This is a genomic window from Nocardia sp. NPDC049707 (assembly GCF_040674855.1).
GTDB lineage: Bacteria > Actinomycetota > Actinomycetes > Mycobacteriales > Mycobacteriaceae > Nocardia.
In genome coordinates this window covers 23546-37231 of record NZ_JBFANN010000018.1, presented here as the reverse complement: position 1 = coordinate 37231, position 13686 = coordinate 23546, and the positions used below count along the sequence as shown (strand labels likewise).

14 protein-coding genes and 1 riboswitch are annotated in these 13686 nt (G+C 66.9%); of the genes, 5 read left to right on the top strand and 9 right to left on the bottom strand.

Annotated features, from left to right (window positions below; translation table 11 throughout):
* The first annotated feature begins 5 nt into the window (after positions 1 to 5).
* Complete coding sequence (locus tag AB0J29_RS17850) at positions 6 to 194, top strand: hypothetical protein (protein ID WP_364786732.1); 189 nt, start codon at positions 6 to 8, stop codon at positions 192 to 194.
* Between the two features lie 17 nt (positions 195 to 211).
* Here AB0J29_RS17850 and AB0J29_RS17845 read toward each other — a convergent pair whose 3' ends face one another.
* The 3 genes from AB0J29_RS17845 to AB0J29_RS17835 all read right to left on the bottom strand — a co-directional run bounded on the left by AB0J29_RS17845 (position 212) and on the right by AB0J29_RS17835 (position 5928).
* Positions 212 to 1546 (bottom strand): M1 family metallopeptidase, encoded by a 1335-nt coding sequence (locus AB0J29_RS17845; protein ID WP_364786729.1) that lies wholly within the window; start codon positions 1544 to 1546, stop codon positions 212 to 214.
* Positions 1546 to 5580, bottom strand: coding sequence for a Pls/PosA family non-ribosomal peptide synthetase (locus tag AB0J29_RS17840; RefSeq protein ID WP_364786922.1), 4035 nt, complete (start codon positions 5578 to 5580; stop codon positions 1546 to 1548). The genes AB0J29_RS17845 and AB0J29_RS17840 overlap by 1 nt, the downstream gene beginning before the upstream one ends.
* Before the next feature lie 141 nt (positions 5581 to 5721).
* A complete protein-coding gene (locus AB0J29_RS17835) occupies positions 5722 to 5928 on the bottom strand; it encodes a hypothetical protein (RefSeq protein ID WP_364786726.1) in 207 nt (68 codons plus the stop codon).
* A gap of 37 nt (positions 5929 to 5965) precedes the next feature.
* Between AB0J29_RS17835 and AB0J29_RS17830 the strand changes: the two genes are divergently transcribed.
* Complete coding sequence (locus AB0J29_RS17830; RefSeq protein ID WP_364786723.1) at positions 5966 to 6160, top strand: hypothetical protein; 195 nt, start codon at positions 5966 to 5968, stop codon at positions 6158 to 6160.
* Positions 6161 to 6197: 37 nt separating this feature from the next.
* On the opposite strand, the gene AB0J29_RS17825 is transcribed toward AB0J29_RS17830, so the two are convergent.
* Positions 6198 to 6833: a LysE family translocator gene (locus AB0J29_RS17825; protein WP_364786720.1), complete on the bottom strand. Its 636-nt coding sequence runs from the start codon at positions 6831 to 6833 to the stop codon at positions 6198 to 6200.
* Between the two features lie 111 nt (positions 6834 to 6944).
* Positions 6945 to 7058: riboswitch (SAM riboswitch) on the top strand.
* 46 nt (positions 7059 to 7104) lie between these two features.
* On the opposite strand from AB0J29_RS17825, the gene AB0J29_RS17820 reads away from it, so the two are divergent.
* Positions 7105 to 8427 (top strand): aminotransferase class V-fold PLP-dependent enzyme, encoded by a 1323-nt coding sequence (locus tag AB0J29_RS17820; protein ID WP_364786717.1) that lies wholly within the window; start codon positions 7105 to 7107, stop codon positions 8425 to 8427.
* A gap of 54 nt (positions 8428 to 8481) precedes the next feature.
* Here the strand turns inward: AB0J29_RS17820 and AB0J29_RS17815 are convergent, their stop codons facing one another.
* The 5 genes from AB0J29_RS17815 to AB0J29_RS17795 form a co-directional block, all read right to left on the bottom strand.
* Positions 8482 to 9366: a virginiamycin B lyase gene (locus AB0J29_RS17815; RefSeq protein WP_364786714.1), complete on the bottom strand. Its 885-nt coding sequence runs from the start codon at positions 9364 to 9366 to the stop codon at positions 8482 to 8484.
* Complete coding sequence (locus AB0J29_RS17810; protein ID WP_364786711.1) at positions 9363 to 10004, bottom strand: CatB-related O-acetyltransferase; 642 nt, start codon at positions 10002 to 10004, stop codon at positions 9363 to 9365. Before AB0J29_RS17810 ends, AB0J29_RS17815 begins: the two co-directional genes overlap by 4 nt.
* A gap of 514 nt (positions 10005 to 10518) precedes the next feature.
* The gene (locus AB0J29_RS17805) at positions 10519 to 11070 is read right to left on the bottom strand and encodes a flavin reductase family protein (protein WP_364786708.1); all 552 of its coding nucleotides are present in this window, start codon (positions 11068 to 11070) and stop codon (positions 10519 to 10521) included.
* Positions 11071 to 11238: 168 nt separating this feature from the next.
* Complete coding sequence (locus tag AB0J29_RS17800) at positions 11239 to 11712, bottom strand: YbaK/EbsC family protein (RefSeq protein ID WP_364786705.1); 474 nt, start codon at positions 11710 to 11712, stop codon at positions 11239 to 11241.
* A gap of 49 nt (positions 11713 to 11761) precedes the next feature.
* On the bottom strand, positions 11762 to 12082 hold the full coding sequence (locus tag AB0J29_RS17795; protein ID WP_364786702.1) for a 2-oxo-4-hydroxy-4-carboxy-5-ureidoimidazoline decarboxylase: 321 nt from the start codon (positions 12080 to 12082) through the stop codon (positions 11762 to 11764).
* 156 nt (positions 12083 to 12238) lie between these two features.
* Between AB0J29_RS17795 and AB0J29_RS17790 the strand changes: the two genes are divergently transcribed.
* Both AB0J29_RS17790 and AB0J29_RS17785 read left to right on the top strand, forming a co-directional pair.
* Positions 12239 to 13060, top strand: a complete 822-nt coding sequence (locus AB0J29_RS17790; protein WP_364786699.1) for a crotonase/enoyl-CoA hydratase family protein — start codon at positions 12239 to 12241, stop codon at positions 13058 to 13060.
* A gap of 89 nt (positions 13061 to 13149) precedes the next feature.
* Positions 13150 to 13656, top strand: a complete 507-nt coding sequence (locus tag AB0J29_RS17785; protein WP_364786695.1) for a MarR family transcriptional regulator — start codon at positions 13150 to 13152, stop codon at positions 13654 to 13656.
* Positions 13657 to 13686 lie beyond the last annotated feature (30 nt).

Sequence of the window (13686 nt, the reverse complement as noted above, 5' to 3'; positions counted from 1 at the left end):
CGGATATGAGTGATTCGCTGAAGGAACGGGTGCGGGCGAAGCTATTGCGCCAGCTCGACGAGGACGGCATCCGAGACCAGGAGCAGGACGACCCGCGCCAGATCTCGGTCGGGGCCGATCTCGACGCACTCGACAGCGTCGCCGAGGACGACCCGCTGATCGAAGAGCTCGCCACGCGCTACCTGGTTTTCTGACGCGAGGTCGTGCTGGACTATCCGCCGGACGGCGGCAATTGCGGCAGCGGCTTGGTGCGCAACCACGCATCCCACAGCGGCCGCAGCGACACCAGACTGTAATGCCCGGCCAGATCGGTGAACTCCTCGGTGCTCACCGACCCGTGCCGATAGCGAATCGTCCACTCGTGCAGTAGATCCCAGAAGGCCGATGCGCCGAGTTCCAGGCGCAGGGCATGCAGAGTGAGGGCGCCGCGCTTGTATACCCGATCGTCGAACATGCGCTGTGGGCCTGGATCGCCGACGATGATGTCCTGCGGCTCCCTGGACAGATTGTGTCTGGCGGCGCGCGCCAGCTGATCGGCGGTCGGCCCGCCCGCGGCCTCCGACCAGATCCACTCGGCATAGCAGGCGAAGCCCTCGTGCAGCCAGATATCACGCCATTGCCCGATGGTGAGGCTATTGCCGAACCACTGGTGCGCGAGTTCGTGTGCGACAAGGCGTTCCGCGCCGCGGCGGCCGTCGCAGTGGTTGGCGCCGAAGACGGAGATGCCCTGGGCCTCGATCGGGATCTCGAGTTCGTCATCGGTGATCACCACGGTGTACCCCTCGAACGGATACGGACCGAACTTCTCGGTGAACAGTTCCATCATCTTCGGCTGGCGCTCGAAGTCGTGGTCGAAATCGGCGCGCAGTCGCGGCGGGATGATGGCCTGCATCGGCACCGAACGGCGCGGGCTACCGATGCGGTGTTTCCGGTACGGCCCGATCTGGATGGTGGCCAGATAGCTCGACATCGGTTCGGGCTGTTCGTAGACCCAGGTGGTCTGGCTGGCCTTGGTCTGCTTGCCGACCAAGGTGCCATTGGCCAGCGCGTAGTACGGGGTGTCGGTGGTGATCGAAATTCGGTAGCTGGCTTTGGAACTCGGGTGATCGTCACACGGGAACCAGGACGCGGCGCCATTGGGCTGACTGGCGACCAGGGCGCCCTCGGTCAGTTCCTCCCATCCGACATCACCCCACGGCCCGCGCACCGGCTTCGGTATGCCCGCGTACTGGATGACCAGGCCGAGCACGCCACCCGCCGGAATCCGCTGCTGCGGGGTGATCACGAGTTTGCCGTGCTGATGGGTGTATTTCGCGGCCTTGGTCCCGTTGACGAAGACCTTGGCGACGGCGAGCGCCTGGGACAGGTCGAACGCGAAACGGTCCCGCACGCCGGTGGTCACCGCGGTGATCGCGGCCCGGCCCGCCAGACGGTTGCTGGCGACCTTATAGGTCAGCTCCAGTTCGTACCGCGACACTCGATAGCCGCGATTTCCGTTCTGCGGTAGGTATTCGTCGATGGGCTCTTCGTAGAACTTGCCACGCATCAGTTGGCCGCTCCGACCTCACTCGGCCTCGGCGCCGCACTGGACCACGGCGCGATCGGATTGCCCCACCAGCGGGTGGACGGCGGCACGGTGTCACCGCGCATGACCAGCGATGCGGGACCGATGGTCGCGCCCGCGCCGATACTCGCTGCGGGCAGGGCGACGCAATGCGGCCCGAGGGTGGCGCCGGCACCGAGGGTTACGGTGTCCATGGCCATGATTCGATCGTGGAAGAGGTGGGTCTGCACCACACAGCCTCGTTCCACGGTCGCACCGTCACCGAGTGTCACCAGGTCCGCCTCCGGTAGCCAGTAGGACTCGCACCATACCCCGCGCCCGATCTTCGCGCCGAGTCCACGCAGCCACAGATTCAGTACGGGTGTGCCGGTCGCGGCGCGCGCGAACCATGGTGCGGCAACGGTTTCGACGAAGGTGTCGGCAACCTCGTTGCGCCACACGAACGAACTCCACAGTGGATGCTCCTCGGCGCCGATGCGCCCGACCAGCAGCCACTTCGCGGTGACCGCACTCGCCCCCGCGATCGCACCGGCGGCCATCAGCACCAATCCGCAGAGCAGTCCGGCGACCAGGTATCCGGCCGACTCCGCGATCCAGGCCAGGGTGAACAGCACACCGAGGCCGATGGCGAAGGTCACCAGCACCGGGATGAGTCGGCAGGTTTCCACGATGGCGCGGAACACCTTCAGCCGCAGCGGCGGGTTGAAGGTGCGTTCGGTATCGCCGGTTTCGGCGGCGCGGCGCAGTCGGACCGGTGGGCTGCCGAGCCAGGACGAACCCGCCTTGGCCTTGGACGGTGCGGCCGAGAGCACCGCGACCAGCCCGTTTTTCGGCACCCGTCGACCGGGTGCGGTCATCCCGGAATTGCCGAGGAAGGCGCGCTTGCCGACCTTCGCATCGCCGATATGCAGCCAGCCGCCGCCGAGTTCGTAGCTGGCGATCATGGTGTCGTCGGCGAGGAACGCGCCGTCGGCGACCGTGGTGAACTTCGGCAGCAACAGCACCGTGGACGCCTCGACGCTCTTACCGACCTTCGCGCCGAGCAGGCGCAGCCACAGCGGGGTCAGCAGGCTGGCGTAGAGCGGGAACAGGAAGGTGCGCGCCGAATCCAGCAGCCGCTCGGTGGCCCAGGCCTGCCAGCCGACCCGGCTGCGGACGGGATGATGGCCCTCGGTGAGTCCGATGCTGAGCAGCCGGACCGCGATGACCGTGGCCACGGCGTATAGGGCGAGGCTGAGCAGTGTCGCGACGGGCAGGATGGCGAAACCCTTGCCGAGCGCACCCGCGAGGGTCTGGGCGTCGCGGATGAACCAGGCGATGAAGGCGCCGCCCGCGGCCAGACCGAGAATGGGCATGGCCGCCAATGCCATCGAGGTCACGCCGAAAATTGCGACCCAGTGCGCGGCCCGCGCGGGGGTGTGCGCGGGCCAACGATGCGGGGCCTTACCGACTTTCGTGGCGGGCGAGCCCGCCCACTCCTGTTCGGCCTTGACCTTGCCTGATACCGAAGATCCGGCTGCGACCTCGGCGTTCTTACCGATTTTGCTGCCGGGCAACAGGATCGAGCGCGCGCCGACCACCGCGCCCGCGCCGATGGTGATCGGGCCGATGTGCACCACGTCGCCATCGATCCAATAGCCGGACAGGTCGACCTCGGGCTCCACACTGCAGCCGTCGCCGAGTTCGAGCATGCCGGTGACCGGCGGCAGGGTGTGCAGGTCGACGCCCGTGCCGATCTTCGCGCCGAGTGCCCGCGCGAACGGCACCATCCACGGCGCACCGGACAGGCTCTCGGCTCCGCTGGCTTCCGAGAGCCGGACCGCCGCCCACAGTCGCAGGTGCTCCGATCCACCGCGCGGATAGCTGCCGGGGCGCACGCCGCGCAGCAGAATTCGGGCGCCGGTCACGCAGATCGCCATGCGACCGGGCGGCGAGATGAACAGCAGGAACGCGGCCAGCGTCCACCACCAGGACAGATGCGGCAGCCACGGCAACGAGCCGGACCAGCCCGCGATATTGCCGACAATGGCCAACCAGGTGAGCCACTGCAGTCCGGTGAGCGTTGTCAGCGGAACGGTGGCCAGCATCTGGACGCATTGGGCGCGCAGCGGCGTCGGGCGCACGATGCGTTCCTCGACGGCGGCGCTCGGCGCGGTCTCGTCGAGCAGTTCGGCCAGTGCGCCGAGGCGTGGATGGTCGTAGAGATCGGCGACGGTGCTGCCTGGATACCGTTCGCGCAGTGCGGTGACCAATTGGGCGGCCGAAAGCGAGCCGCCGCCGAGATCGAAGAAGTCGGTATCCGGTCCGGTGACCTCGGCGCCGAGAATCGAATCCCACAGCCCGGCAATCCACTGCTCGGTTTCGGTGAGGTCGCCGCGCGCGGTCTCGGTTTCGGAGGTGTTCGGCAGCGGCCATGGCAAGGCATCGCGGTCGACCTTGCCCGAGGTGCGGGTGGGCAGATCGGCGACGATGGCGAGCCGGGGGACCAACGGGGCCGGAAGTTGTTCGGCGAGTTGGGCTCTGGCGGCCTTGAGGTCGAAGTCAGGTGCGGTGCCGGTGAGGTAGCCGACGAGGATCTTATTGCCCGCCTTGGTGGTGCGGATCGCGGCCGCGGCGCCGGTAACGCCGGGTAGGTGCTGTAGGGCGTTATCGAGTTCGCCGAGTTCGATGCGGCGCCCGCCGAGTTTGATCTGATCGTCGGCGCGGCCGAGGAAAACCAGACCCGCGCTGTCCTTGCGGACCAGATCGCCGCTGCGGTAGGCGCGGTTCCAGCCGAGTGACGGTAGGGGAGCGTACTTTTCGGCGTCTTTGGTCGGATCGAGGTAGCGGGCCAGGCCGACACCGCCGATGACGAGTTCGCCGGATTCGCCCTCGCTCACCGGATTTCCGGCGGCATCGACGACTTCCAGGTCCCAGCCGTCCAGCGGGAGTCCGATCCGGACCGGGAAGCCACCGTCCAGCAGTGCCGCACAGGCGACGACCGTTGCTTCGGTGGGGCCGTAGGTATTCCAGACCTCGCGCTCGGAATCGGAATCCGATTCGGGGTGTTCGCGGGGCTCCGCGTGGTCCGCTACCGCTTCGCCGTTCTTCGCCCGCGCCGAGTGTTTTCCGGCAAGACGTTCGGCGAGTTCGGGCGGCACGGCCTCACCGCCGAAGATCAGCAGCCGGACCGGGTCGAGCGCCTCTGCGGGCCAGGTCGCGGCAAGGGTGGGCACCGTGGAGACAATGCTGATTTCGCGACGGACCAGCCAGGGACCGAGATCCGCACCGGTGCGGACCAGGGCGCGCGGCGCGGGCACCAGGCAGGCGCCGTTGCGCCAGGCCAGCCACATTTCCTCGCAGGAGGCGTCGAAGGCGACCGAGAGTCCGGCCAGGACCCGGTCGCCCGGACCGATCGGAGCATTCGGAAGGAACAGGCGCGCTTCCGCATCGACGAAGGCGGCGGCATTGCGGTGGGTGACGGCGACGCCCTTCGGGGTGCCGGTGGATCCGGAGGTGAAGATGATCCAGGCGTCGTCGGTCGGGGTGGGGCGAATGGTCGAAGCCGCGCCGGTCGGTTCGGACCGTTCGACGGCGGCCACGGTCGGTTCGACACCTTCGGCGGTCACGATCGCGGTGACGCGGGCCTCACCGAAGACGAGTCGGGCGCGTTCCTCCGGATCGTCGGCGTCCACCGGGACGTAGGCCGCACCGGCAAAAAGAATGGCCAGAATCGTGACGTAAAGCTCATGGGTGCCGGACGGCATGCGCACCCCGACGCGGTCGCCGGGGCGCACACCTGCCGCGGTCAAGCGCACGACGCCGGTGTCGATCTCGGCCAGCAGTTCGGTGTAGCTGAGCACCACCTGACCGTCATCGATCGCGGGGGCTTCCGGATGGGCCGCCGCGGTGCTGTTCAGGATGTCGACAAGGGTCCTGGCCTGCGGCGCGGATGTGCCACGCAGCAAGGGGCCGGGCGCACGGAGCCCGTTCACCGGGTCCGTGCCTGCCGCGGTGTCGACCTGCGGCTGCAGCATCACGTCCTGCCCGCCTCTCATAAACCTGCCTAGCGCTTCCTCGTTGTTGTCGCACAGTGGGGTTACCAGTGGGCAAACTCCATGGTGATCAACTGTCCACGGTACCTGCGGTATCGCCTCAGACCTCTTCGCCGAGCGCCTTCAGCGCCAGGCGATGCAGGGTGCGCCGCTCCTCGTCGTCGAGTCGGTGTAGCACCCGTTCGGCGGCCTGCTCGATGAGTTCATCGGTCTTGCGGCGCTCGGCGCGTCCGGCTGGGTGATGGACAGCCGATATTTGCGCCGGTCCGTCGTATCGCGGGTGCGGATGACGAATCCGGCCGCTTCCAGGCCATCGATCAGCCGAACCACCTCGCTGCGGTCGACGCCGAGCGTGGTGGTGTCGTTCGTGAAGATTCTGCGACGGGTCGGCGGGTCGATCGGAGCGGCATTGCTCGGTGTGGTGCTGTATCGCGCGGCCGATGCCGGATTGCCGGTGGACGCCGGATTCCGGCAGGCGTTCTGGTGGCTCGCCGCCGCGTCTGTCATCTCGTTGTTCGCGTCGCTATTGCTGTGGCGCAAGGAGATTCAGTCGAAGTCGTGATGTCGTGCGCTCGGTCGGTGGCGACCGGCCGGGTGCATCACGCGGCCGAGGCGGCCGTGCCGATGCCGAGGACGGCGAGAATGGCCGCGCTGATCTGCTCGAGCCGATCGCGAACCCGGGGGCGGCGCAACATCGCAACCGCCCGTGACGCGAGCACGGCGAGCAGGATCATCTCGACGGCGGCAATGGAGCATTCGATGGCGCCGAGTGTGAGGGTGTTCAGGAAGGTGACATCGGTGAGGAATTGTGGCAGCACCGCCAGATAGAACAATCCGACCTTCGGGTTGAACATGCATGACACCAGGCCCGCGCCGAATGCTGAGCGGACCGAGGCCGGGGCCTGCGCACCCGACTGTTCCGCCGCCGCGGCGGTGCCGGCCCCGCGCTGCTTGCGGTGTTCGATCAGCGCTCGAATTCCCAAGTACAGCAAATAGATTCCGCCGATGACCTTGAGCGTCCGGTAGGCCGTCGCGGACTGTTCGAGCAGGGCCGCGACGCCGGCCGCGACCACCACCGCCCACCCGATCCCGCCCACTGCCGAGCCGATCGCCGCGGCGATGCCGGGGCGCGCATCCACGATCGAGAATCGCAGTACCAGGAAAGAGTCCGGGCCAGGCGTGATCGATAGCAGAATGCACAGGCCGACAAAGCTGAGCAGCAGCGAAAGTGTCACCGATCGATCAGAGCGCACATATTTCCGCATTGCAAGGTTATTTATTCAACCGCATGTGTATGCACGATGGCTTGCTTGACAGGCGGTGCGGCATCTGTCAGTCTCGCCTCGTGTCATGAGTACCAGCGTCAAGCCCCGGCTAGCTGGTCGGCAACCCTCCTCCGCGGCGGGGTGCTCCGGGTGACGACAGGGCCGCAGCCTGACCGGGTGCGGCAAGCGCGGACTCGGATGATCACCAGATTTCGGGTCCCATAGCCGATGGGATTTTGTGATGACCGCTGCAATCGATCAGAGCTGTGCCGCCCTCGCCCGGGTCTGCGGCGACGACCTCCAGGTGCCGCTCGTGCAGGGCGGAACGACCACCTACGCGAACTTCGATTACGCCGCGAGCGCACCGGCATTGGCGCAGGTCACCGACTGGGTGCAGCAGCTGCTGCCGCACTACGCGAGTGTGCACCGCGGTGCCGGTTACCCGTCGCGGCTCTCCACCGAGTGCTACGAGGCCGCGCGCGGTTCGGTCACCCGCTTCCTCGATGCCGCCGACGACCAGGTCGTGGTGTTCACCCGCAACACCACCGATTCGCTGAATCTGCTCGCCGCCTGCGTGCTCGGCGATACCGTGGTGCTGGATATCGAACATCATGCGAACTTCCTGCCCTGGACCCGGCGCGGGCGCCGCGTCGTCACGGCGGCGGCGACCGTCGAGGAGACCATTCGTCAGCTGATCGCCGAATTGTGCAGTAGGCCAGCCGCATTGCTCGCGGTCACGGGCGCGTCGAATGTGACCGGTGAGGTGCTGCCGCTGGAGCGCCTGGCCACCATCGCGCACCAATGTGGTGCCCGTATCCTGGTCGATGCCGCGCAGCTGGCGCCGCATCGTCGAATCAGCCTGCGCGACACCGGAATCGACTATCTCGCTTTTTCCGGCCATAAGCTCTACGCACCGTTCGGCGCGGGCGTACTTGTCGGACGCCGGGATTGGCTCGACGCCGCCGAACCGTATCTGGCGGGCGGCGGGGCGGTCCGCGAGGTCACCACGACCCATGCGGAATGGGCATCCGCGCCGCAGCGCCATGAGGCCGGTTCGCCGAATGTCCTCGGCGCGGCCGCGCTCGCCGCCGCATGTGACGCACTGTGCGCGATCGATCCGAAAACCCTTGCCGCGCATGAGCGACGGCTCGCCGACCGCCTGCGCACCGGCCTGTCCGCGATTCCGGGGGTCAACCTGCTGCGCATCTGGGACGACAGCCAGGACACCGTCGGCATTGTCGCCTTCACCCTGGACGGATTCCTCCCCGGCCACGTCGCGGCCTACCTCTCCGCCGAACACGGCATCGGCATTCGTGACGGCCGCTTCTGCGCCCACCCGCTGCTCGCGCACCTCGGTCTCGACGGTGCGCTACGTGCCAGCATCGGGGTCGGCACCAGCTCCGCCGATGTGGACCGGTTGGTAGAGGCCATCGCAACCCTGGTCACCCAGGGGGCAACGTGGAATTACGCCAGCACCGACGGCCATTGGAATCCGACACCCGAGACCCGTCCCTTCGCCCGCCCCGACTCCACCGACGGCACCTCGCCCTGCTCGATCGGCTAGCGGGGTGTGTTGCCGAGCGCGAGTAGTGCGCCCGTGTGCTGGCCGTCGAATTCGCTAGACCGCGAGACGCGCGAGGGCGCCGATTTCCAATGCCGCCCAGACCGCGCCATCCGGGCCAAGGGTGATGCCGTGTGGTTCCGACTGCGCGGTCGGCAACTCGTGCATGGTGATCGCGCCATCGATGGTGATGGCGCCGATGCGGTTCGCGCCCCACTCGGTGAACCAGAGGGTGCCGTCGTTGCCGGCCGTGATGGCGTGCGGCCGGGCGGTCCGGTCGGGCAGCGGGAATTCCGTGATCACACCGTCGGTGTCGATGCGGCCGATCTGACCGGCGCCGATCTCGACGAACCAGACCGCGCCGTCCGGGCCGGCGGTGATGCCGACTGGCGCGGCGGCCTCGGTCGGCAGCGGGTGCAGGGTGATCGTCGGATTCGCGTCCGCGGATATGCGGCCGATCGCGTTGCCGGCGTTGAGGGTGAACCACAGTGCGCCATCGGCGCCGGCGGTGATCGCGGCGGGAAACGCGCCCGGGGTCGGGAGTGGGAACTCGGTCACCTGACCCTGTGGAGTGATTCTGCCGATCCTGTCGGAGTTGGTCTCGGTGAACCATAGGGCGCCGTCGGAACCTGCGGCGATGCCGAACGGTCCGCACTCGGCGGTGGGCAGTGCGAACTCCCGCACCGAGCCGTCGACGGTCACCCGGCCGATCCGGTGTGCGCGGTGTTCGGTGAACCACATCGCACCGTCGGGTCCGGCGGTGATGATCGTCGGGCCACCGTCGGGGTCGAGTTGGTGGATCGTGGGCTGTTGGCCAGGGACCAGGCGCCCGATCCGGCCGCTGTGGACCAGCGTGTACCACAATGCGCCGTCGGGACACGTGGCGATCGCGTACGGGCCCTCGTCGGGAGCGGAGACCGGATGTTCTTCGACGGTCGTCATCGGCCGCCCTGCCCGCGATGCTCGGCGGCGATGCGCTCGATGTCGGCCGGGGTGCCGGCCATGATCGTGCGGGCGTGCTCGGTCACCAGCTCGACCGGCCAATCCCACCAGGCGGCATGCCGCAGCCGGTCGACGTCGGCAGGGTCGAAACGGCGCCGGATCGGCGTGGCCGGGTTGCCACCCACGATGGTGTAGGGCGGCACATCGGCAGTGACCAGCGCCCCGGCGGCGATGATCGCACCGTCACCGATACGCACCCCGGGCAGCACGGTCGCGCCGTAACCGAACCACACATCGTTGCCGACGACGGTGTCACCCCGGCTGGGCATACCGGTGACGACATCCAGAGTCTGCTCGGCCCATTGGCCGCCGAACATCGTGAACGGGAATGTGGAGACACCCATCGTCGGGTGTTCGGCACCGGCCATCAGGAACCGGGTCCCCGCCGCGATGGCGCAGTACTTGCCGATGATCAGCCGCTCCGGCCCGTAGGCGTACAGCACGTTGCGTTGCTCGAAACCGGTTGCGCCATCGGGATCGTCGTAGTAGGTGTAGTCACCCACAACGATCTTCGGCGAGCGGATCAGCGGCTTCAGAAATACTACGCGGTCATGAGCGGGCAGCGGGTGCACAGCCATCGGATCGGGCGACAAAACCGAAAGTCCTTTCCTGATAACGCCGCTGCGGGGCAGCGGCGCAGCCATTATGCATGCACATCAGGCTGGCGCGGCCTCGGGCTTGCGCCCACTGGGCGTCGATCAGATCCGCTCGCCCCGTAACCGATACGCTGGTCACGAAGTCACCGGTACTCAGGTGATGTTCGGTCGCTGAATCGGAGACCCCACCCGCGTCACGTCATCGAACGCTTACGCAGGCAACACCTTTCAACTCGCCGACACAGCGAACTTCGTAGGGCTGTGCACACTTCGAAGCACTAGTCGTTCCGAATTCGCTGAACCCAGGCCATGTGCGACCCCAGATACTAACGGACCCATCTCGCTTGGTGATCGGCGCGGACCTTCGGGATTCAGCTGGCCCGCTTCGGCGTCGAGCATCGGTAGGCGGCAACGGCGTCACAACCACTCATGGCCGCCGGATAGCCGCTGGCTCGATCTATAGCGTTGCCGCGCAGGTGAATCCGCCCGGCCGCGCTCAGTCTTCGAGCGAGGTCGGGCGGTAGTACCGGCCGCGGTAGTAGAGCAGCGGAGCGGCGCTCGGCTGTTCGTCGGTGTTGTCGTGGACCCGGGTGACCAGGCCGACGACGAAGGTGTGATCACCGATCGGGATCAGCTGCTGGATGGTGGCGCGGATCCAGATGGGGGTGCCGTGCAGCACGGGCTCGCCGGTGTCCAGGGTGGTCCACAGGGAGCGGTCGCTGAAGCGTTGGTCGGCGGTGCGGGCGAAGCGTTTGGCCAGATCGTGCTGATGTTCGCCGAGAAAATGGATCACCACGGAATCGGCCGACTGCAATGCCGTCAGGCTCGACGAGGTGTGGGCGATATTGAAGGAGACCAGCGGGGGCTCCAGGGACAGCGATGCGAAGGAGGTCGCGGTGAAGCCGACCGGACCGTTCGCGGAGCCAAGGGTGACAACGGTGACGCCCGCCGGATAGTGCCGCATGGAGGCGCGATACAACTCAGCGGTGATACCGCTCAGATCATCGGGAATCTGGATGTCCGTGGCGGGGGGTTGAGCTTCACTCACAGCTCCACCTCGCTAGCGCTCAGCTCCGCTGCGACCGTTGGTGCTGTGTTGATGGTTCGCTCGCTCACATGACGAAACTACGCCGGGTTTGTCGGAAATGGACCGTCGCATGGTTGTTGGATTGATCTCCATTCCGCCGTCCGCGCTGTTCCGGGGCGGGTGCGGAATTCAATCCACGTCGATCGGAAGTCCGGCGGTAATGCGCACGAGTTCGCGAAACGTGGTGCGGAACACGGTATTCGGATGACCGCCCGCGGCCCAGACCTCCCGGTGCGTGGACAGTGCGTTATCCACCCAGGTCGGCAGGTTGGTGGGATGGCCGACCGGTGCGATGCCGCCGATGGGCTGACCGGTCACCTCCTGCACCAGTTCGGCGGGTGCCCGGGTGAGCTTGCCTTCGAGCCGTTCGCCGGTGCGCCGCAGATCGACCTGATGTGCGCCGGAGACCAGCAGCAGCACCGGATCGTCGTCCAGGAGGAAGACCAGTGATTTCGTGATGGCGCCCACATCGACGCCTAGTGCCCGCGCCGCATCGGCGGCGGTGGGCGTGGGGGCAGGCTGAGTGACGATGACACCGTGGTGGCCACGAGCGATCAGGGTATCCGCGACTCGGCATGCGACTGGTGGAAGCGACATGCGCATGGCACCAGAGTAGAGCGATTCCGGGCCGTACGCGGGTCGAGTTCGTCGGTCAATATTCCGGATATCCCCCGGTCGGCCCCAGCATCTGGTAGATCCGGCCGTGCACGACCCGCGCCAGCTCGGTCACGCTGCGCTGTGTGACCCGTTCGTGCACAACCGAATCGAAGGCACGATCGAGATCGGACTGGGAGAGCGCGAGCAACTCGACATCCGCCTTGGCCAGCAGCGCATCTCGATCCGGATAGGGGCGGGCATCGGCGAGCGTGGCCGCCCAGGTGACATTGCAGCAGACCTCGAACAGCGCATGGACGGCGCGGGCGCGAGCCATGCCGTTGAAGCGGTCCAGCCCTATTCCTTGATGCATCAGCATGATGGCCTCCGAGCCCGATGATGCGGGTTTGCCGACTCGTCCATGATGCGGTCGATAAAGACCTGAAAACCAGTGCCCGGCACCGATTTTGCACACCATTTACACGTGGCGCGGACTGGTCGTCTGCCCTGCTTACACCTGCTTTACGCTGGAAGAATGACTGATTGGCAGGCCTTCACCGTTGAAACCAAGGATCACATCGCGCAGGTCACCCTGACCGGCCCCGGCAAGGGCAATGCCATGGGTCCGGACTTCTGGCGGGAGTTGCCGGAGATCTTCCGCGGACTGGACGCCGATCCCGAGATTCGCGCCATTGTGCTCACCGGTTCCGGAAAACATTTCTCCTACGGACTCGACCTGCCCGCGATGGCCGGCACGTTCGGTCCGCTGATGGCGGATAAGGCCCTGGCCGCGCCGCGCACCGACTTCCTCTACGAGGTGCGCCGGATGCAGGCCGCGGTGACCGCGGTGGCCGATTGCCGCAAGCCGGTCATCGCCGCGGTCTCCGGCTGGTGCATCGGCGGTGGGCTGGACCTCATCGCCGCCGCCGATATCCGCTACGCGAGTGCGGACGCGAAGTTCAGCCTGCGCGAGGCGAAGGTCGCGATCGTCGCCGATATCGGATCGCTGCACCGGCTGCCCGGCATTATCGGCGAGGGCCATCTGCGCGAACTCGCCTATACCGGTAAAGATATCGACGCGGCGCGTGCCGAGAAGATCGGCCTGGTAAACGACGTATTCGCCGATCAGGAGGCGGCGCTGGACGCGGCGCACGCCAGCGCGCGTGAGATCGCCGCGAATCCGCCGCTGGTGGTGCAGGGCGCGAAGGATGTGCTCGAGCAGCGCACCAAGGATCATGTGGCCGCCGGGCTGCGCTATGTCTCCGCGTGGAACTCCGCATTCCTGCCGTCCGAGGACCTGACCGAGGCCATCCAGTCGGTATTCGAGAAGCGAGCCCCGGAGTTCAAGGGCCGGTAAAGGCCGCTTAATCGCTTGCCCCAATCGTTGTGTCGCGCACATACTTGTATCACGCAACTAATTGATTGGTGCAAGTAAAGGTGAGTCGAGTGGATGAGGACAAGCTGTCGGTCGAGGCGATAGCGATTCAGCTCACCCGGCTGCAACGGATTCGGGAACGGACCGCGGCGCAATTGCGCACCAAGGATGGCGTGGATCCGGCGGCCTTCGCGATTCTGTTCCGGCTGCTTTGTGACGGGCCGATGCGCTCGGGTGCACTCGCCGAGGCGGTGCATTCGGATGCTTCGACGATCAGTCGGCACGTCGCCCATCTGGTCGAGCGGCAGTTGGTCGAGCGGCAGGCCGATCGCAGCGACGGCCGGGCCACCGTGCTGGTCGTCACCGAGCGCGGTCGGGAGGCTGCCGAGCGGATTCGCAGGCGGCGGCACGAAAACCTGACCCGAGTGATGGCGGCTTGGACGTCACAGGACCGGGCCACGTTCGCCGGGCTGCTGCGGCACTTCGTCGACGACTACGAGCAGGCCAAGCCCGCCATGCTCGCGGCCATCCGCCAGGACCAGAACATGTACGACCTCGAGACGGAGAACGATTCGTGACCGCACCGGCCACCGTGGAGGAATCCACGG